14 protein-coding genes are annotated in these 20,020 nt (G+C 38.7%); 9 read left to right on the top strand and 5 right to left on the bottom strand.

From position 1 onward, the window contains the following. Positions 1-16 precede the first annotated feature (16 nt). Together AOB46_RS04190 and AOB46_RS04185 are read left to right on the top strand one after the other, a co-directional pair. Positions 17-2,557 carry a YfhO family protein gene (locus AOB46_RS04190; protein ID WP_062696821.1) on the top strand — a complete coding sequence of 847 codons (2,541 nt, stop codon included), beginning with the start codon at positions 17-19 and terminating at the stop codon, positions 2,555-2,557. 28 nt (positions 2,558-2,585) lie between these two features. Then, the gene (locus AOB46_RS04185) at positions 2,586-3,869 is read left to right on the top strand and encodes a glycosyl transferase family 1 (RefSeq protein ID WP_062696820.1); all 1,284 of its coding nucleotides are present in this window, start codon (positions 2,586-2,588) and stop codon (positions 3,867-3,869) included. 240 nt (positions 3,870-4,109) lie between these two features. Here the strand turns inward: AOB46_RS04185 and AOB46_RS04175 are convergent, their stop codons facing one another. Then, positions 4,110-4,748 (bottom strand): hypothetical protein, encoded by a 639-nt coding sequence (locus AOB46_RS04175; protein ID WP_062696818.1) that lies wholly within the window; start codon positions 4,746-4,748, stop codon positions 4,110-4,112. Positions 4,749-4,909: 161 nt separating this feature from the next. Between AOB46_RS04175 and AOB46_RS04170 the strand changes: the two genes are divergently transcribed. Beyond that, positions 4,910-5,875 carry a YpdA family putative bacillithiol disulfide reductase gene (locus AOB46_RS04170; RefSeq protein ID WP_062696817.1) on the top strand — a complete coding sequence of 322 codons (966 nt, stop codon included), beginning with the start codon at positions 4,910-4,912 and terminating at the stop codon, positions 5,873-5,875. Positions 5,876-6,132: 257 nt separating this feature from the next. Here the strand turns inward: AOB46_RS04170 and AOB46_RS04165 are convergent, their stop codons facing one another. After that, entirely contained in the window at positions 6,133-7,368 is a 1,236-nt protein-coding gene (locus tag AOB46_RS04165) for an MFS transporter (protein ID WP_062696816.1), read from the bottom strand. Between the two features lie 240 nt (positions 7,369-7,608). On the opposite strand from AOB46_RS04165, the gene AOB46_RS04160 reads away from it, so the two are divergent. Next, positions 7,609-8,487 carry a helix-turn-helix domain-containing protein gene (locus AOB46_RS04160; protein ID WP_062696815.1) on the top strand — a complete coding sequence of 293 codons (879 nt, stop codon included), beginning with the start codon at positions 7,609-7,611 and terminating at the stop codon, positions 8,485-8,487. A gap of 90 nt (positions 8,488-8,577) precedes the next feature. Further along, on the top strand, positions 8,578-10,518 hold the full coding sequence (locus tag AOB46_RS04155) for an oleate hydratase (protein ID WP_062696814.1): 1,941 nt from the start codon (positions 8,578-8,580) through the stop codon (positions 10,516-10,518). Positions 10,519-10,713: 195 nt separating this feature from the next. Here the strand turns inward: AOB46_RS04155 and AOB46_RS04150 are convergent, their stop codons facing one another. Further along, the gene (locus AOB46_RS04150; protein ID WP_062696813.1) at positions 10,714-12,387 is read right to left on the bottom strand and encodes a glutamine--tRNA ligase/YqeY domain fusion protein; all 1,674 of its coding nucleotides are present in this window, start codon (positions 12,385-12,387) and stop codon (positions 10,714-10,716) included. Positions 12,388-12,541: 154 nt separating this feature from the next. Here AOB46_RS04150 and AOB46_RS04145 point away from each other — a divergent pair, with 154 nt between their 5' ends. Together AOB46_RS04145 and AOB46_RS23305 are read left to right on the top strand one after the other, a co-directional pair. Next, entirely contained in the window at positions 12,542-13,672 is a 1,131-nt protein-coding gene (locus tag AOB46_RS04145; RefSeq protein ID WP_062696812.1) for an alpha/beta hydrolase, read from the top strand. A gap of 565 nt (positions 13,673-14,237) precedes the next feature. Continuing rightward, on the top strand, positions 14,238-14,405 hold the full coding sequence (locus tag AOB46_RS23305; RefSeq protein ID WP_157845036.1) for a bacteriocin-like protein: 168 nt from the start codon (positions 14,238-14,240) through the stop codon (positions 14,403-14,405). A 9-nt stretch (positions 14,406-14,414) separates the two neighbouring features. On the opposite strand, the gene menC is transcribed toward AOB46_RS23305, so the two are convergent. Continuing rightward, complete coding sequence (menC, locus tag AOB46_RS04140) at positions 14,415-15,419, bottom strand: o-succinylbenzoate synthase (protein ID WP_062696811.1); 1,005 nt, start codon at positions 15,417-15,419, stop codon at positions 14,415-14,417. Then, positions 15,419-16,435 (bottom strand): class 1 fructose-bisphosphatase, encoded by a 1,017-nt coding sequence (fbp, locus tag AOB46_RS04135; protein ID WP_062696810.1) that lies wholly within the window; start codon positions 16,433-16,435, stop codon positions 15,419-15,421. Before fbp ends, menC begins: the two co-directional genes overlap by 1 nt. 325 nt (positions 16,436-16,760) lie before the next feature. Between fbp and AOB46_RS04130 the strand changes: the two genes are divergently transcribed. Both AOB46_RS04130 and AOB46_RS04125 read left to right on the top strand, forming a co-directional pair. Beyond that, positions 16,761-17,999 carry an aspartate kinase gene (locus AOB46_RS04130; RefSeq protein ID WP_062696809.1) on the top strand — a complete coding sequence of 413 codons (1,239 nt, stop codon included), beginning with the start codon at positions 16,761-16,763 and terminating at the stop codon, positions 17,997-17,999. Between the two features lie 22 nt (positions 18,000-18,021). Beyond that, entirely contained in the window at positions 18,022-19,863 is a 1,842-nt protein-coding gene (locus AOB46_RS04125) for a lysophospholipid acyltransferase family protein (RefSeq protein ID WP_062696808.1), read from the top strand. The last annotated feature ends 157 nt before the right edge of the window (positions 19,864-20,020 follow it).

The raw sequence follows: 20,020 nt of genomic DNA, 5'->3' as shown, positions 1-20,020 counted from the left end.
AAAGATAATAACCAGCATGGCTAAAAATAAAAACTTAATTTATATTGCAATTTCATTAGTTGTATTTATAGTTTTAGCATTTTTATACTCCACTCCTGTTTTTTCAGGGAAACAGCTTTTCCAGCATGATATTGTGCAGTACAGAGGAGGAGCAAAAGAACTTCTGGACTACAGAGCTGATACCGGAAAAGAAACCTACTGGAGTGACTCCATGTTTGGCGGGATGCCTACCTATCAGATGGGAAGCCAGTTCAAAGGTGACATCATCAAACAGATCGACAGGTATCTGAACTTTATGCCGAGACCGGTCAATTACCTGTTTCTGCTTTTCGCAGGCTTCTTCTTTCTGGGAATGGTGGCAGTCAGAAACTGGAAGTATGCGCTTCTCGGAGCCACCTTCTTTGGACTTTCCACCTATTTTTATATTATTATAGCCGCCGGACATAACGGTAAAGTGAATACTATTGAGTATTTCGCACCGCTTCTGGCCGGTATTTTACTGGTTTATATCAGGAAACAGTATATCTGGGGATTCATTGCCACTACCCTGTTTATGGGGCTTCAGATTGCAGCAAACCACCCTCAGATGACCTACTATCTGTTCCTTGCCTTAGGATTTTTATTCCTTTCCGAACTGATAAGGGTAGTCCAGAAGAAAACTCAGATGAAGCATTTCCTTATTTCATCCGGGATTATTGCCGCATCATGTATCATTGGTGTCGGAATGAACTCGCAAAGAATCATGGCCAATTCTGAATATATCAAAGAAACGGTTCGTGGAAAACAAATCCTGACCAATGACAGCCACACTTCAGGAAAATCAGGAATGGATAAAACCAGTATTCTGATGTGGAGTTACGGGAAACTGGAAACCCTGAATCTATTCATCCCAAGACTAATGGGAGGCGGAAGTCAGGAACCTGAAGGAAAAGAAATCATGAACAGGGTTCAGGAGCTTATTCAGGAAAATGTGGGTTCTCAGGCTGAAATGGACAGAATTTCCAAAGGATTCAACGGAGTAACCTACTGGGGAGACCAGCCGGGAACTTCCGGGCCTGCTTATCAGGGCGCGGTGGTATGCTTCCTTGCTCTTTTAGGGTTTTTCTTTGCATGGAAAAAATACAGATACTGGATTCTGGGAGCTTCTGTACTTACCGTTTTACTGGCCTGGGGAAGCAACTTTATGCCTTTATCTGATTTCTTTATAGATCACGTTCCTTTTTACAGCAAATTCAGAGCACCGTCTTCTATATTGGTAGTTGTGGAATTGTTATTCCCTCTGATTGCCATTATCGGATTGTACAGATTCTTTACCGATGAAAAATTAACGGAAGAATATAAAAAGAAGATCCTTCTTTACGTAAGCGGCGGAACATTAGGTCTTCTTCTTATCCTTTTAATCTTCGGAAAATCACTACTAGGATTCACTACGGAGAGTGAAAGAACCTATTTTCCTCCTTTCCTGCTGGATTATCTTTCCGGAGAAAGGTATAAACTGTTCAGAGCAGATACCTTAAAAGCACTGATGTATGTTGGAATTACAGCAGCAGTCCTTTTTATGGCTATGAAGCAGAAGCTTAACCAGAATATTGCACTGGTTATTATCGGAGTGGTAAGTTTATTTGATCTGTGGACGGTAAACAAACGTTACCTGAATGATGAAAACTATGTAGACAAAGTTTTTGCTGAAAACCCGTTCCAGACAGAAAGTTCAGATCTGCTGGCTGAAAAAGTACAGCAAAATCCGAACTTAGGATCAATTCTGAGCAGCGTAAATGTTAACAAAACCCTTGAAACTATTGCTGAAAAAGATAAAACGCATTACAGAATTTTCAATAATATTTTAGGAACATTCAGTGAAACCAACACCTCTTACTTCAAGTCTTCTATTGGCGGGTATCATGCCGTAAAGCTGAGAAGATATGATGATGTGATCAATGAATACTTCCAGGTGATGGATTCAGTAAAGGTTCCGAATATCCTGAATCTTCTTAATGCCAAATACTGGGTAGTAGGCGGACCTGAAGAACCTCAGGCAATGCCAAATGCCAAAGCCAACGGAAATGCATGGTTTGTAAGCGATCTGAAGTTTGTGAATACTCCGGATGAAGAGATCAAATCTATCGGGATTATCGACAGTAAAAAAACAGCGGTTATTGCTTCATCCGATAAAGATTATTTCAAAGGAAAACAGGTTCAGGCAGATTCTACTGCGTTTATCAGCCTTACAAAATACCAGCCGAATGAACTGGAATTTAAAGCTGAATCAAAAACACCACAGCTGGCAGTTTTCTCCGAAATTTATTATCCTCATGGCTGGAAAGTTTTTGTGGATGAAAAAGAAGTTCCTTATATCAAAGCTGATTATCTTCTGCGTGCAGTACACGTTCCTGCAGGAAAACACCAGATCAGAATGATTTTTGAGCCTGAAGTGATTGAAAAAGGAAAATGGCTTTCACTACTGTGCTTTGGATTGTTTATCGCACTGAGCGCGTTAGGAATTTTCTGGATGAATAAAAAGAAAAAACAGGAAGGACCGGCTGTAAAAACAGCTTAAGCCTCAACATTTAAGTTTATTGTTCAAAATGGAACAAAAGAAAATACTGATTATCACCTATTACTGGCCTCCTGCGGGAGGTCCTGGTGTTCAGAGATGGCTGAAGTTTGCCAAATATCTGCCGGATTTCGGCTGGAATCCTGTGATTTATACTCCGGAAAACCCAAGCTATCCATTGATTGATGAAAGTCTGCTGAAAGATGTTCCTCAAAACATTGAGATGGTAAAAACCAAAATATGGGAACCTTATCAATGGGCTGAAAAGCTGAACAAAAGCAACAAAAAATTTAAGGCAGGGCAATTTGATGTCGGTAAAAACCAAAGCTGGAAATCCAGGTTTTCCATCTGGGTGAGGGGAAATTTTTTCATTCCTGATGCAAGAGTATTCTGGGTAAAGCCTTCCATTAAATTTCTGGAGCAGTATTTAAAAGAAAATAAGATAGAAGTTGTGGTTACTTCGGGACCACCTCATTCAATGCACCTGATTGGTTTAGGACTGAAAAAGAAGCTTCCGGATATCAGATGGATTGCTGATTTTCGTGATCCCTGGACAGAAATTTCATATTATAAACATCTGAAGCTTACCAAAAGCTCAGACAGAAAGCACAGGCTGCTTGAAAGTGCTGTTTTTAAAGCTGCAGACATTACCCTTGCAACCAGTTATACAGATGCTGAAAACTTTCGGAAAGCAGGCGCTAACTCTGTATGTATAACCAATGGATTTGATGAAGCAGACGCACAAAAAACTGACAGAACCCGCAGTGAAAAATTCACCTTAAGCTATATTGGTGTTTTAGAACAGTTGCGTAACCCTGAAAATCTGTGGACAGCACTGGCTGAATTGGTTAAAGAAAATCCGGAATTTGCACAGAATTTCACCCTGAAATTTGCAGGTAGAGTGGATGATAAAACCCTACAGACCCTCGAGGCCGGTATACTAGGAAACCACATCTTAAACCTTGGTTATCTGCCTCACCATAAAGCCGTTGAAGAAATGCAAACCTCTTCATTGCTGCTGATTACCAATTTCCCGAACGAATCTTCAAAAGGAATTATTCCGGGAAAAATATTTGAATACCTGACAACCGGAAAACAAATCATTTCTTTCGGTCCGGAGGGCGCAGATGTTTCCAGAATCCTGAATGAGACCAATGCAGGAAAGCATTTCAGCTATCATGATTCTGAAACCGTTAAAAGCTTTATCCTTGAAAAATTTGAGCTATGGAAACAGGGAAATATTTCAGATAATATCCGGAATATTGAACAGTTTTCCAGAAGAAACCTTACCGGAAAACTGGCTGAAATACTATAGGCAACAATTTAGTTATGCATTGAAAGCCTCTGTAAAAAGGTTAACCCAAAGTTTATGAATAATTCCGCTTTATTTTAAGCGGCTTCGTCACTGATGAAGCTTTATGCTTATACATACGCTTCAACGAATCAGTCTTTGGCTCTATCCTTTGCTCTCTTAAAACAGTAATTTCCAAAATAAAAAGCTTTGCTTCAGAAAACCCGTCATGAACTTCCACAGAAAAATTTTGCATTCTATTACTTAAATCGTCCACTGGTCATTAACAACCGCTACCAGATAATATTTACCCTGAAACTCTTCCCATACCAGACGGATCGTTTTCCAGTCCATTTCTCCATTTTTTTCAGTTCCTTTGATGTAATTTTCGGTAAAGTCGTGACCGGTATAGATTTCTTTTAAATTATTCAATGAATTTCCCCCAACCTGAAACTGGTTTTCAGAATATTGAGAAGCTGTATAATCTTTAGAGAATACCCATTTAGAAAGATAATCATTAATGGTTGCTTTATATGGATCTCCGGAACCGTCCATGGTTCCCCAGGTAAACAGGGTTTTTGTAGGCTGAAATTTCTCAAAATCAGCTTTGGAAAACTGTTTATCTTCTTTAGGTTCTACCAGTGCATACATTGAAAAACGAATTCCTTTTTCCGGATGAATATAGGAGGCAAACGCTTTGTAGTCTTTCTTTTTTAAAGCCTGCAGTACCTCGTCATTGACTTTTTTTAAAGCCGTTGTATCTGTTTTATGTTTTACCACCTCTTTATTTTTTTCCTGTGCCACAGCCATAGTATCGATAATATTCGGAACAGGTTTCTCAGGATTCTTCTTACAGGCAGTAGCCATACTGATAACTAGTATTGCAATAATCAGTTTCTTCATAAGATATTGATTTTAATAAAAGAAAGCACCAAAACCAGTGCCAGAATAAATACCACATCACCCTAATATAAACCTTATATCTATGATCTATACTTCTATTAAATATTTATCTCTCTCTGTTCTCCTTATCCACATTTACATTAAACCCGTACCTTTGTTCTATGGAAATTCTAGATATTCTTATTATAGGAGGCGGGCCTATCGGGCTGAACTGTGCCCTTGAAGCACAAAAAAACAATCTTAATTATCTGGTGATAGAAAAAGGCACCATTGTCAACTCTCTCTATCACTATCCTTTATATATGCGTTTTTTTTCAACGGCAGAAAAGCTGGAAATTGACGGAACTCCTTTCATTTCAACAGCTCCGAAACCAGGCAGGCAGGATGCGCTGGAATACTATCAGGGAATTGCCAGACAAAGAATGATTAACATCCGCCTTTATGAAAAGGTACTGAAAGTTTCTAAAACTGATGGCTTATTTGAGGTAGTGACGTCAAAGACTTCCTACCGGGCAAAAAATGTAGTTATTGCTACAGGATTTTATGATATTCCGAATCTTATGAATGTTCCCGGGGAAGATCTTTCTAAGGTGAAGCATTATTATACAGAGCCTTATCCTTACGCCCGGCAGAAAGTTGTCGTTGTAGGATCCAGCAATTCTGCTGTGGATGCTGCTTTGGAAACATACCGCAAAGGAGCTGATGTTACCATGATTATCCGTCATTCTGAAATTTCCGGTAGTGTAAAATATTGGGTAAAACCTGACATTGAAAACCGTATTGCCGAAGGAAGTATTAAAGCCTTTTTTAATTCGGAAATTGTGGAGATTACTGAAAATACAGTTATTTTTAAAGATCAAAAGGCACAGGTTAACGAGATTGAAAATGATTTCGTATTGGCTATGACCGGCTATCTCCCGGATTTTGATTTTCTGCGAAACTCAGGAATCGAATTACAGGGTGATTGTCTTAATCCGCTCTATAATCCTGAAACAATGGAAACCAATATCAAAAATCTTTACCTTGCCGGAGTAGTCTGTGGTGGTAAAGACACCCACCTCTGGTTTATAGAGAACTCAAGAATTCATGCGGAAATGATTGTGAAAAATATAATTGATAACGGATAAACCTTTTCTAAGCAAATCAGAAGTTCCGGAATTCAGCAGTTAAGGAAATTTAATTCTTAAGCATTATACCGGAGTGGGGAGCATTTTTTATTAACCACAAAAGGGACAAAAAGAATAATAATGGCGGCCGTTTTTAAAATAAACAAGGCCTCTTCGTCTATTTAAAATATAAAGACTTTATCTGGATTGCAATTTTTAGAACAGGAGTATAAGAAAAACAATAAATCTCAGGTTTCCCTCCTGATACTTTAAGCTCTCTAGTCTGCAAATTCCCTTCTTCTCTTCTCTTTCAGCATCCATGGAACAATAAAATAAAATGCAATGGCAATACCTGCCGCAAGAACTCCGGTTCCTATCCAAAGCACCGTGAATCCTAATTTATCGGCAATCAGGGTTCCTATATAAGGAGTAAATATAAAGGCTAAGGAGAATGATATTCCGTTTAATCCCATATAGGCGCCTTTATTATTTTCTCCTGAGCGCATGGCGGTTATCGTTGACATAAAAGGAAGCGTCCAGATTTCACCAATACACAGAAGCGTCATAGAAACCACCAATGTGATCATAGTATAATCAAAAGCCAGCATTGCATATGAAATTCCGCACAGAAGAGTCCCGATTAGCATGGTAAAAGCAAGACTGAAATATTTTTCTGCGATCTGTACAAATCCCATTTCCAGTAAAACGATCAGGATGCCGCTGTACCCGAGAATATACCCGATATTCTGCTGACTAAGATGAGCCGTATCTTTATAGAATATTGTTAGCGTACTGAACAGCTGGAAGAAACATATGGAAAAAAGCATACAGAAAAAACAGTAAACCAGGAATTTACTGTCCCGGTATGGCGAGTTTTCTTTTTTAACGGCGACAGATTCTTTTACTTTTTTAATTTCTCTTACAGTCTGCTTATTTCGTTTTTTGAAAAACGTAATATACAACAACCCTGCGAGCAAAGCCGCCAGCGCATTGCTGAAGAACAGAAACTCATAGGAAATGGCAGATAAGATTCCGCCTAAAGCAGGTCCTATGGAAAACCCGAGATTCACAGCCATTCTGTTCAGTGAAAATGCTCTGGTTATATTTTCGGGTCTGGCATACTTTGTTATAGCCACCGAGTTGGCAGGACGGAACATTTCACTCACGATGCTCTGAGCCAGTATGATTGCTGCAAGTCCTACTTCTGTCTTAAAAAGCGGAATCAGACAGAATAAAGGAACACTGAGCAACAAACTGAGACTCTGTACTCTGTATTCTCCTACTTTATCTGTAATCATGCCCCCCAGCCAGGAACCCAAAACAGATCCTATTCCGAAAAAACTCAGAACAATTCCGGAATTTTCAATGCTGAAATTCAGATGGGCCGTCATATAGACACCTAAAAAAGGAAGAACCATAGAACCCGCACGGTTAATAAGCATAACCAGTGCCAGCATCCAGCTCTCTTCCGAAAGCCCTTTGAAAGAACTTGTATATAAACTTATTAATTTCATGACAGGGTGCGTGGAAAATTTGAAAAAGCAAAATTAACCAAATTAGCGCAAAACCACGGCTTAAAGGAACTTTTTTTATACATGAAAAATATTAAAATATACTATTACGATTTGGAAAACATGTGTATTCTCAACAAAATCAACTGAAATAAACTTATAATTTTCGTAAATTGCAGTAATAATGAGGTTCTATCTCAAGTGTTATAGAAATTATTCAAATGTAACAGAATCATCCCACCAATGATCACCTACGAAAATTTACATGATACCCTGTTGTTTTACCATATAGACTGCCGTGAATCTTACTATATTTCATCAGGCAATCCTATTTCCGATTTCCCTGAAACACCATTCCGTATAGATTATTATGCCTTATGTATCTGTACTGAAGGGCATGTAAAGGTTGAAATTGACAGCCAGAAACATCATGTAACTGCTAACAGCTTTATGGTTGCCGCTCCTTCTACTATTGTGAAGTTTGTGAAAACCAGCCCTGATTTCAAAATGAAGCTATTGTTCTTTGACAAAAATTTTCTGATCAAAAATATATCCAATCCTTTCATCATTGAGAAAATGAACCTTTTCCCGGAAGGTTCGTACAGCCTGGTAAAAACAACAGAGAAAAATTCCCAGCAGATCCGGAGCCTTCTGGATTACCTGAAAAAGAAATCCAGAAGACAGGGAAAGTTTACAGAGGAAATTGTTCGTACCGTTATTTTTAACCTGCTGTTGGAAACAGCTGAAATTATGGAAAAAGAGCATAATAATATGGCTAAAAAAGAAGAAGGGAAGAAAGATATTTACCTTAGGTTCAGTAAACTGATCAGAGAAAATGTAAGACAGCAGAGAAGTGTACAATTTTATGCTGATCTGTTATTTGTTTCTCCGAAATACCTCATCGAAATCATAAAAAAAGCCAGCGGAAAAACGCCGCATGAGGTTATTGACGAAGCCCTGCTGAAAGAAGCGTATGCTATGCTTGGTGATCCGGCCATCACTATTTCTGAAATCGCTTTTCAACTCCAGTTTAATTCCACCTCAGCTTTTGGCCGTTTTTTCAAGAAACAGACTTCAGCTTCTCCTTCTGAATACCGGAACAGGGAGAATCTTCAGTCTTAAAGAATTTGGGGACAATAAATCTGACATTAGGGATATACCCTGCTTTATGAATAGAGGTACCTTTATACTGTTCATTAAAAACAATATAAAATGAGTACGATTAATTCAAAATTCGACAAAGTTTTAAATGCTTCTGAGCAATTTGGAAAAGTAAATCACGAACCGGATTCAAGCCGTGAGGTTCAGATCAATACGCCTGAGAAAACCATGCCTTTTTCAGATCAGATCGGAAACTACCAGCGTAATAAAGGAATTCCTTTACAATCTTATGAAAACAGCAAAATTTATATTGTAGGAAGCGGAATTGCGGGAATGTCGGCTGCTTATTATTTCATTCGTGACGGCCATGTACCCGGAAAGAATATTATTTTTCTTGACCAGCTTGATGTAGAAGGCGGTTCACTGGACGGAGCCGGGAATGCAAAAGACGGCTACATCATCCGCGGAGGAAGAGAAATGGACATGACCTACGAAAATTTATGGGATATGTTTCAGGATATTCCCGCTCTGGAACTTCCGGCTCCATACAGCGTATTAGATGAATACCGCCTGATCAACGATAATGATCCGAACTATTCCAAAGCCAGACTGATTCATAATCAGGGACAAATTAAGGACTTTAGTAAATTCGGACTTGAAAAAAAAGATCAGCTGGCTATCGTTAAGCTTCTGCTTAAGAAAAAAGAAGAGCTTGATGATCTTACCATCGAAGATTATTTTGCGGAATCCTTCCTTAACAGTAATTTCTGGTTCTTTTGGCGCTCTATGTTCGCTTTTGAAAACTGGCACAGCTTACTGGAACTGAAGTTATATATGCACAGGTTTCTACACGCTATTGACGGGATGAAAGACTTCTCATGCCTTGTATTCCCCAAATACAATCAATATGACACCTACGTCACTCCGCTGAAAAACTTCCTGATTGAAAAAGGGGTACAGATTCAGTTTAACACACTGGTAAAAGATTTAGACATCCATATTAATACGGAAGGAAAAACCGTAGAAGGCATCATTACGGAACAGGATGGAAAAGAGGTGAAAATTCCCATCGGGAAAGAAGATTATGTTATTGTAACGACAGGATCGATGACGGAAAGCACTTTCTACGGCGATAACAATACTGCTCCGGAAATTACCATCGACAACACCAGTACCGGGCAAAGCGCAGGATGGAAGTTATGGAAAAACCTGGCTGCCAAATCAGAAGTCTTCGGAAAACCGGAAAAGTTCTGCAGCCATATTGAAAAATCTGCCTGGGAATCCGCTACCCTGACCTGCCGTCCTTCAGCTTTTACTGAAAAACTAAAGGAATTATGTGTGAATGATCCTTATTCCGGAAAAACAGCTACAGGAGGTATTATCACCATTACAGATTCAAACTGGGTGATGAGTTTTACCTGCAACAGACAGCCTCACTTCCCTACACAGCCTGATGATATCCTGGTCGTATGGGTTTATGCCCTTCTGATGGATAAACAGGGAAATTATGTTAAAAAAACAATGCCACAGTGTACAGGAAATGAGATCCTCGCAGAATTATGCTATCATCTTGGCATGACAGATCAATTGGATAATGTGATTGACAATACTATTGTACGTACTTCTTTCATGCCGTATATTACCTCTATGTTCATGCCGAGAGCCCAGGGAGACCGTCCGAGAGTGGTGCCTGAAGGCTGTACCAATTTAGGCCTTGTAGGACAGTTTGTAGAAACCAACAATGATGTGGTGTTTACTATGGAAAGCTCTGTAAGAACAGCGAGAATAGCCGTATACAGTCTTCTGAACCTTAACAAACAGGTTCCTGATATTAATCCCCTTCAGTACGACATCCGTCATTTACTGAAAGCCACCCAGGCCCTGAATGATTATAAACCGTTCTTAGGAGAAGGTATTTTAAGAAAAATACTGAAAGGAACTTATTTTGAGCATATCCTGGTTAACCGCCCTGAAGAAAAAGAAGAACATGAATCTTTCTTTATGGAACAGGTAGGTAAATTCCAGGAGTGGATCAAAGGGATAAAAGGCTGAAAGGAGAAAGACGGAAGTTACTTTTAGTGATAGATATTGATTATCACTAGAAAATTTTAATGTCATAAAATAATAAAACGGTGTAATGCTTATTATTGATGGCTCTCATCACTTCCCTCTTACGGCTTCAAACCTTCATCATCAAAAAAGCAGGACCTGTAACAGATCCTGCTTTTTCTATTATTTTCGTTAAAATTATTCTGGTTTGTAAGAATCCTTCAACGTTACTGTACGGTTGAATACCATCTTATCCTCCGTAGAATCCTGATCTTTGGTAAAGTACCCGATTCTCTGGAACTGAAGCGGCTCTCCTACAGCCACATCTTTTAATCCCGGTTCTGCAAACCCCTGAACTGTAATTACAGATTCAGGATTGATGAAGTTTAAGAAATCTACATCTTTCTCAGCATCCGGCTGCTCAACAGTGAACAGTTGATTGTAAATTCTTACGTCTACAGGAAGCGCATGTTTTGCAGATACCCAGTGCAGTGTACCTTTTACTTTTCTTAAGCTTTCTTCGGTTCCGCTTCCGGATTTACTCTTCTCATCATAAGTTGCATAGATTGTTGTGATCTCACCATTCTCATCTTTTTCTACTCTTTCAGCCTTAATGATATAAGCTGATTTAAGGCGTACTTCCCCACCTAATTTCAGCCTGAAGAATTTATTGTTGGCTTCTTCCTTAAAGTCTTCTCTTTCAATATAAAGTTCTCTTGAAAACGGAATTTCTCTTGTTCCTGCCCCCTCCTGCTCCGGATTGTTTTCAGTTTCAAGCCATTCTTCCTTGCCTTCGGGATAGTTTTCAATCACCAGTTTTACCGGATCTACAACTGCCATCACACGCTTGGCCACTTTATTAAGGTCTTCACGTACGCAGAAGTCAAGAAGCTGAATTTCAATCAGGTTTTCTCTTTTGGCAACGCCTACTTTTTCAATAAAGTTTCTGATGGAAGCGGGTGTAAATCCTTTTCTTCTCATCCCTGAAATGGTAGGCATTCTCGGGTCATCCCATCCGGTTACTGCTCCTTCAGCAACCAGCCTTTGCAGCTTTCTTTTGGAGGTGATCATATAAGAAACGTTCATTCTGGCAAACTCTCTCTGCTTCGGTGCTACTTTAGATTCGTCATACACCTGATCCAGATACCAGTTATAAAGCGGTCTGTGATTTTCAAACTCCAATGAACACAGAGAGTGAGAAACCTGCTCCAGATAATCAGATTCACCATGAGCCCAGTCATACATGGGATAAATTTTCCATGTTGTACCGGTTCTGTGGTGAGGTCTCTTAAGAATTCTGTACATTACAGGGTCACGCATATTCATATTCGGAGAAACCATATCAATTTTTGCACGAAGAGACATGGTTCCTTCTTCAAATTCACCGTTCTTCATTCTCTCAAACAGGTCAAGAGATTCCTCTACCGGACGGTTTCTGTATGGTGATTCCACTCCCGGTTCTGTAGGATTCTTTCTCTGTTCTGTGATCACTTCAGATGGCTGCTCATCTACATAAGCCTTTCCGTCTCTGATCATTTGTACAGCCCATTCGTAAAGCTGCTGGAAGTAGTCGGATGCATACAGCTCTTTATCCCATTTAAAACCCAGCCATTCAACATCTTTTTTGATAGAATCTACGAATTCCTGTTCTTCTTTTTCAGGGTTCGTATCGTCGAAACGAAGGTTTACGGGAGCATTGTATTTTTCGCCCAGACCAAAGTTGATGCAGATGGCTTTCGTGTGCCCTACATGCAGGTATCCGTTGGGTTCAGGGGGAAAACGGAAACGGATCTGATCTCTTTTCAGACCGTTTGCCAGATCATCTTCAATAATTTGCTCAATAAAATTGAGTGATTTTTTTTCTTCTTCCATTAAAATTAGCTTTTACTTTTATGTAAAAAAGGTTTACAAAGTTACGGAAAATTTAGGTTTTTTGGAAATGATAATTTTAACACCCAATTGATGTTAATTCAGTATTTTTCATTAATTTAGATGGAGACTAAAACCGTTTATAAATTTTCTGACCATGGCTGTTTATATATTAAGCAATCGGAAGATTATCCGTCATAAAGGAGAAAGAGTAGATTCTTTTTCTAATGATGAATATTCCATCCCAAATTTCAGAATCGCAAAATGTGATTTTGAAGGTTATAAAGAGCCTGCCGCTTCCGCAAAAAAGAAAAAAGATTATACCAACCGGAATATCCTGAACTACCGGTTATTTTCAGAACCGGAGAAACAGGGATATCAGGAAGTTCTTGATGTTCTCTTACATGAAAGAGGCATAAAAAAGTCTTCACTTACCGCAAATAATCTGGGCGGAACCCAAAGAATGTTCTATGAATTGTATAAAAACATGTCTTCCACTAAAGACAGGAGCGACGTTCTGATATTCATCCATGGCTACGCTTATGATTTTGATGATGAACTAAAAGCCATTCTTGATCTTAAAAAACTGTTTATTGATAATCCGAAATCTCCTGTTGAACATATTCTGTTCGTGAGCTGGCCGGCTTCCAGCAGTATTATTCCGCTTACGTATTTTGATGACAAGGCTGCGAGTATTAATTCCGGAACTTCACTGATGAGGCTGTTTTATTTTTACACTCAGTTTTTAAAGGATATTTTTTCTAACCGGGATCTTGTTCCGTGCAGCCAGAGAATCCATCTGATGACCCATTCTATGGGGAACAGGGTTCTGCAAAGCATGCTGTACAGTCTTAAAAAAGAAAATATCCTCCGGGTTATTGATCAGGTTTTACTGCTGAATGCAGATGTTTCTTATAAAGTTTTTGAAGATTCCGAGGATTCTTTCAATAAACTGCCGCTGCTCGCTAACCGGATTTCTATTTACCTGAACAGGCAGGATGTTATTCTGGGCATATCACAGTTTACCAAAAACATCCTTACCCCGAGGCTGGGAAAAAACGGGCCGAGTGATATCGAGAAATTCAAAGATATTGTTTCTGTCATTGACTGCACTTTTGTTAAGGATGATCTGCAGAGCAGTTTAAAATTTGATATAGGAAACCATTGGGGCTACCTCTCCAGTTCACAGGTTCAGAACGATATTTTTCAGAATTTATATGGTATAGACCGCAACCTTATCAGTGACCGTATAAAAAATAACGAAAACATTTTCACAATTATTTCTTAACGATTAATTAAAAAAAGACCATGAAATGAATCATATGTTAAATTTTTAAACCGCTAAGTGATTGGCATAGAGATTGTAAATTTTCATTAGACAGAGAAATACAAATTGTATCATCATGAAAAGAATTAAAACCCAGTTTTCTTATTTATTGAGATATATTAAGAAAGCAATTTTCGTAAAAGATGTAATTTAACTGAAGTATTAATCAATAAAACAAAGATTATCCGACCCTAAAACTACTTTACCTTTTTAAATACCAGATCCAATTTTAAATTCCTGCAGAATAATTGTAGGATTGATCTGTGTATTGGGTATTTCAGAGCTTTATCCCGCTATCCACTTCTACTCTTAGCTCCCTGATCATTGCCCTCTCCTGTTGCGGGTAACCGTTGCTGTCAGCCCATGAAACCTAACAAACTGTAGGATGATGTGTTTTTAAGATAAACAAAGCCGCTTTGCTTATTTTTAAACACAAAGATTATTTTGAGTGACTTAAGTAAATTAAATCTCAATTATGTGAAAAATATTTTCGATATTTACTTTACAATCATTTAAAATATTCATTATGAAAAATCTAAAAAAACTCAACAGAAGAGAATTAAGGACCATCAAAGGGGGAATTATTCCTATTGGATGCAACAGATGGGACGGAAAAAACAGATGTTGCAGAGAATGGTCTCCTGATTACTGTAACAATCCTACCTGTCCGGATGCACCTCCTCCATTTTGTTAATGTTCACCGTTATATTTTGAACCACAGCAACTCATTTCTGAGATCTAAACTGGACTCAAAATTATTGACAAACAAAGATCCAGTGCCTAAACCTTGAGGCATTGGACTTTTTTTAGTGAATGTATATTGGGCAATGGCATTTAAACCGATATTACTTTCCAAAGCAGAAGTAATCCACCATCCGATGTTCATGCTCCCGGCAAGGGAAATCCATTCATCAGATCCTGAAAAGCCGCCAGCCAATGCTGGTTTCAGAATGATATACTGTGGTTTTATAGTCTCCAGCAATTTCCTTTTTTCTTCAGGATCAATAATCCCGATGAGTTCTTCATCCAGGGCAATCGGAGTTGGAGTAACAGCACATAATGAAGCCATTTCTTCCCAGTTTCCGGCTTTAACGGGTTGTTCTATGGAATGAATACCCAGGTCAGCCAACTGCTGTAAAACAGTTATTGCTTCTTCTTTACTGAATCCACCGTTCGCATCCACCCGAAGTTCAAGCTGATCCGCAGAAAATTTTTCCCTGAGCTGTTTCAGAATCTGGTACTCTGATGGCCAGTCAACCCCTATTTTTAACTTGATACAGTGGAATCCTTTATCCAGCTTATCCTGAATCTGCTCTTCCATATAGCCGATATCCCCCATCCAGATCAGTCCATTAATGGTAATAGCAGATTTTCCTTCAGTAAATTCGCTTGGAAAATAAAGATGATCTCCATGCTTCAGATTCAGGACAGCCTGTTCGTATCCGAACCATATGGAAGGAAACTCTGCCAATTCTTCCTGTAAATAGTGTTTATCCTGTTGGATATTTTCGCAGAGCCACTGTAGTTTTTCTTCGTAATCAGGTCTGTCATCAAAGCTAAGTCCTCTGAAAATGGCACATTCTCCTGTTCCTTTTTTTCCCTCTTCTTCAATCTCGAGAATAAAAGTCTCTTTTTCATGCAAAACGCCGCGGGATGTTCCTCCCGGGCGTTTAAACTGCAGCATATATCTGAAATAAGATGCTTTCATTATTTTACACTATCAATCCGCATAAATTCTTCTGCCTTTTCCACCATTTCAATACTTCCGCAGAAAAAAGGAATTCTCTGGTGAAGTTCGGTAGGCTCAATTTCCAGAATTCTTCTGAACCCGTCTGTAGCTTTTCCACCGGCCTGCTCTGCAAGGAATGCCATTGGGTTGCATTCATAGAGAAGTCTTAGTTTTCCGTTGGGAGCCTGGGAATATGAAGGGTAAATATAGATTCCTCCTTTCAGCATATTTCTATGGAAATCTGCAACCAGGGAACCAATATATCTTGATGTATACGGACGGTCTCCTTCTTCCATCTGGCAGTATTTAAGATAGTTTTTTACCCCCTGAGGAAATTTTATATAATTTCCTTCGTTAATGGAATAGATTTTTCCTTTGGTAGGAAACTTAAGGTTTGGATGAGACAGGTAATAGGTTCCTAAGGAAGGATCCAGAGTAAATCCGTTCACTCCGTTTCCTGTGGTATAAACAATCATCGTTGAGGAACCGTAGATCACATATCCTGCCGCGATCTGATTCACGCCTTTCTGCAGAAAATCTTCAATCTGAACAGGGGTTCCCGGTTCAGTCACTCTTCTGTAAATGGAAAAAATAGTTCCAACGGATACATTCACATCAATATTAGAAGATCCGTCAAGAGGGTCAATAAGTACCACATATTTGCTTAAGTGGCCGTTCTCACCACACTGAATATCAATAAAATCATCATTTTCCTCAGAGGCAATACCACACACCACCTCTCTCTGAGACAAAGCCGTGATAAAAATGTCATTGGCAATCACATCCAGTTTCTGCTGTTCTTCTCCCTGGATATTCTGGTTGCCGGCAGCACCTGTAATATCAACAATTCCGGCTTTATTTACTTCCCTGTTTACTATTTTAGAGGCCAATCTTATTGCACTCAGAAGACGGGAAAATTCACCGGTAGAATACTGGAAATCATCCTGTTTGTCTATAATAAATTCTCCTAACGTCTGTAATGATTGATCTGACATATTTTACTTTTTATGTTTTCCCCAAATTTCGTAAAATTTATCATAGTAGGAAAGCTTTTCCAACAAAAGACCTTACCTGCTGTTTTTCAAACAAATACACTACTGAAAAGCCGGCATGATTAAAATTCCGGGATCATCACTGCTCCCTGATCAATGACAATATATCAATGAAATTCTGATAATCTTCATCAAGTCTCAATTTTAATAAAATCTTAATTCCTCCACCCTCTCCGCCTATTTCATATCTCGTTGTAAATGTATAATTTTGACGTCCGTAAAAAACTCATGTAATTTTTAATCTAACAATTTTATTTTTAACAAATTAATGAAAATTTTTAAGTTTGGTGGAGCATCAGTAAAAGATGCCGAGAGTGTGAAAAATGTGTCTATGGTTTTACAAAGCCAGGGATTTGCCAAATGTCTGCTGGTAATTTCAGCGATGGGCAAAACGACCAATGAATTGGAAAAAGTTGTAGAACTTTATTTCAAGAAAGATAACTATCAAACTGAAATTGAAAAGATAAAACGAAAACACATTGAGATTGCGGAAGGTTTGTTTCCTGAAAACCATGCGGTTTTTGCTGAGATTAACCTGTTTTTTGATGATATAGATTCATTTTTAAGAAGAAATAAATCTCCTAATTACAATTTCGTTTATGACCAGGTGGTAAGCTGCGGGGAAATGATCTCTACAAAAATTGTAAGTGAATACCTGAACGAAATCCAGTTTACCAACCAGTGGCTGGATGCCAGAGATTATATCAAAACTGATAATTCGTACAGAGAAGGGATTGTAGACTGGACAAGAACAGAAGAGTTCATTTCAACCTTAAACCCTGAGATCTGCTATGTAACACAGGGGTTCATTGGTTCTGATGAAAATAATTTCACGGTAACTTTAGGTAGAGAGGGTTCTGATTATTCTGCTGCCATCTTTGCGTATTGCCTGAACGCTGAAGCAATGACGATCTGGAAAGATGTTCCGGGAGTAATGACCGGAGATCCGAGAAAGTTCAGTGATGTCACGCTGCTTTCCAACATTTCTTATGAAGAAGCTATTGAAATGGCTTATTACGGAGCAAGTGTCATTCACCCGAAAACACTGCAGCCTCTTCAGCAGAAAAATATCCCTTTTTACGTAAAATCTTTTGTGGATCCTACCAAAGCAGGTACAAAAGTGGGGGCATCAGACCAAAATCAGCAGGAAGAGTCCTATATTCTGAAAGAAAATCAGGTTCTTCTAAAAATATCCACAAGAGACTTCTCTTTTATTGCGGAGGACCATATGAGTTTAATTTTCAGCTATCTGTCCAAATACAAGATCAAAGTATCTCTGATGCAGAATTCTGCCATTTCACTGGCATTATGTCTGGAAGATAAATTCGGACAAATTGATGAATTAAACGAAGAACTTCAAAAAATATTTAAAACCGAAGCAGTTAAAAATGTATCTTTATTTACCGTAAGAAATGCAAAGAAGGATCACATTGATAAATTTTACCAGGAAAAAACCGTATTATTGGAGCAAATCTCTAAAAATACGCTTCAAATGGTAACACAATAATTTTAATTGCGACTAAACACATATGAGTTTAATTTCGAAAGACGATCTTATCAAAGCTTCCGGCTTAAGTAAAATCGGGTTCCTCAAGAATCCGGTAGCATCTGCTGTGATGAGCGTTGCTAAAATAAATGCAGTAAACAGACTATACGATAAACTAAAAGACAAGGAAGGCAAAGATTTTTTCGACTCATTTGTGAGAGAGCGGAATTTAAGCTACGTGGCTTTTGAGGAAGACCTCGCAAAAATTCCGAAGACGGGACCGTTTATTCTGGTTTCAAATCATCCGCTGGGTGCTATTGACGGAATTTTAATGTGCAAGATCCTTTCAGAGGTGCGTCCGGATTTTAAGGTGATGGGAAATTTCCTGTTGGAAAAGATCAGACCTATGGAGCCGTATGTAATTGCTGTAAATCCTTTCGAAAACAGAAAAGAAGCATACAACAGCTCTTCCGGGATGCGTGAAACACTCAAGCATCTGCAAAACGGAGGCTGTGTAGGAATTTTTCCCGCAGGAGAAGTTTCTAATAAGAATAATCCTTACGGAGAAATTTTAGATAAAGACTGGGAAAAAACGGCACTTAAGCTGATCAGAATGGCTAAAGTGCCGGTGGTTCCTATGTATTTCCATGCTAAGAACAGCCGCATGTTTTATCAGGTTGCCAAACTTCATCCTAATTTGCAAACGCTGATGCTGCCTGCTGAAATGATGAATGACAGGGAGAAACCCATCAGAATCAGAATAGGCCGTCCTATTACGGTAAAGGCGATGGATGAAATGGAAACCATTGAGGAATTGGGAGAGTTCTTAAAGCGTAAGGTGTATATGATGAAGTCTTATTATGAAAAGAGGAAATCATTGGCCCAAAGCATCAATCTTCAGAACTTATCTGTGAAATTCCCCCTTTTGAAGGAAGAAAATATTGTTCAGAATATTATTGACGAAACCCCGAAAGAGGATATTCTTAAAGATATCAGCAAACTGAAAGGTACGGACAAAATGCTTTTCAGCAACGGAAATTATGAGATCTACTTTACGACCTACGAGGAAATCCCTTCTGTAATGAGAGAAATCGGGCGTCAGAGAGAACTTACTTTCCGTGCAGTAGGTGAAGGCAGTAACCTGCCATTTGATCTTGATGAGTATGACAAGCATTATCATCACCTTTTCCTTTGGGACAGCGGTGAGGAAAAACTTGCCGGAGCTTACAGAATGGCTTTGGGAAGGGAGGTAATGAAAAAATATGGTATCAAAGGTTTCTATACCAGTTCACTGTTTGAGTTTGAGCAGGACATCCACCCTTTCTTTAAGAAGGTGATTGAAATGGGACGGGCTTACATCTGCCAGGAATATCAGCAGAAACCACTTCCACTCTTCCTTTTATGGAGAGGAATTGTTCATGTATGTCTGAGAAATTCTGATCATAAGTTTTTAATGGGCGGTGTAAGTATTTCCAATAAATTCTCAGAATTTTCAAAATCCCTGATGATTGAGTTTATGCGTTCCAATTATTTTGATTCCGCAGTAGCTCAATACATCACTCCGAGAAATGAATATAAAGTAAAGCTTCGGGACAGGGATAAGAACCTCTTCTTTGAGGAAATGGAATCTGATCTTAACAAGCTGGATAAAATCATTGATGACCTGGAACCGGAGCTGAGACTTCCTGTTCTGATTAAAAAATACATTAAACAGAATGCAAAAGTCATTGCTTTCAACGTTGATCCGAACTTCAATGATGCTATTGACGGATTGATGTATATCAGGATCAGTGATCTTCCGGAAAGCACCATTAAACCGGTACTGGAAGAGATGAGCGACCAGATCAGAAAGGAGCAGGAAAATAATTCATCTGAAAATCAGTAGGTTTTTAGGTTTATTCAAAAAAAGTACGATCAATACTTGCTTTGTATGGTAAAACTTCCTACTTTTGCATCACTTTAAAACAACGAAGTAAGTCAAACAACAATATAATGGTTTCTTAGCTCAGTTGGTAGAGCAATGGATTGAAAATCCATGTGTC

This window comes from Chryseobacterium indologenes, assembly GCF_001295265.1.
GTDB classification, from domain to species: Bacteria; Bacteroidota; Bacteroidia; order Flavobacteriales; family Weeksellaceae; genus Chryseobacterium; species Chryseobacterium indologenes_A.
This window is presented reverse-complemented; position numbering and strand designations above follow the sequence as displayed.

Excerpts from the sequence above, each read along its gene's own strand:
- AOB46_RS04175 (WP_062696818.1), bottom strand. The coding sequence starts at position 4,748 with ATGAAGAAACTGATTATTGCAATACTAGTTATCAGTATGGCTACTGCC.
- AOB46_RS04185 (WP_062696820.1), top strand. The coding sequence starts at position 2,586 with ATGGAACAAAAGAAAATACTGATTATCACCTATTACTGGCCTCCTGCG.
- menC (WP_062696811.1), bottom strand. The coding sequence starts at position 15,419 with ATGAAAGCATCTTATTTCAGATATATGCTGCAGTTTAAACGCCCGGGA.
- fbp (WP_062696810.1), bottom strand. The coding sequence starts at position 16,435 with ATGTCAGATCAATCATTACAGACGTTAGGAGAATTTATTATAGACAAA.
- AOB46_RS04170 (WP_062696817.1), top strand. The coding sequence starts at position 4,910 with ATGGAAATTCTAGATATTCTTATTATAGGAGGCGGGCCTATCGGGCTG.
- AOB46_RS04130 (WP_062696809.1), top strand. The coding sequence starts at position 16,761 with ATGAAAATTTTTAAGTTTGGTGGAGCATCAGTAAAAGATGCCGAGAGT.
- AOB46_RS04190 (WP_062696821.1), top strand. The coding sequence starts at position 17 with ATGGCTAAAAATAAAAACTTAATTTATATTGCAATTTCATTAGTTGTA.
- AOB46_RS23305 (WP_157845036.1), top strand. The coding sequence starts at position 14,238 with ATGAAAAATCTAAAAAAACTCAACAGAAGAGAATTAAGGACCATCAAA.
- AOB46_RS04165 (WP_062696816.1), bottom strand. The coding sequence starts at position 7,368 with ATGAAATTAATAAGTTTATATACAAGTTCTTTCAAAGGGCTTTCGGAA.
- AOB46_RS04160 (WP_062696815.1), top strand. The coding sequence starts at position 7,609 with ATGATCACCTACGAAAATTTACATGATACCCTGTTGTTTTACCATATA.
- AOB46_RS04145 (WP_062696812.1), top strand. The coding sequence starts at position 12,542 with ATGGCTGTTTATATATTAAGCAATCGGAAGATTATCCGTCATAAAGGA.
- AOB46_RS04150 (WP_062696813.1), bottom strand. The coding sequence starts at position 12,387 with ATGGAAGAAGAAAAAAAATCACTCAATTTTATTGAGCAAATTATTGAA.
- AOB46_RS04125 (WP_062696808.1), top strand. The coding sequence starts at position 18,022 with ATGAGTTTAATTTCGAAAGACGATCTTATCAAAGCTTCCGGCTTAAGT.
- AOB46_RS04155 (WP_062696814.1), top strand. The coding sequence starts at position 8,578 with ATGAGTACGATTAATTCAAAATTCGACAAAGTTTTAAATGCTTCTGAG.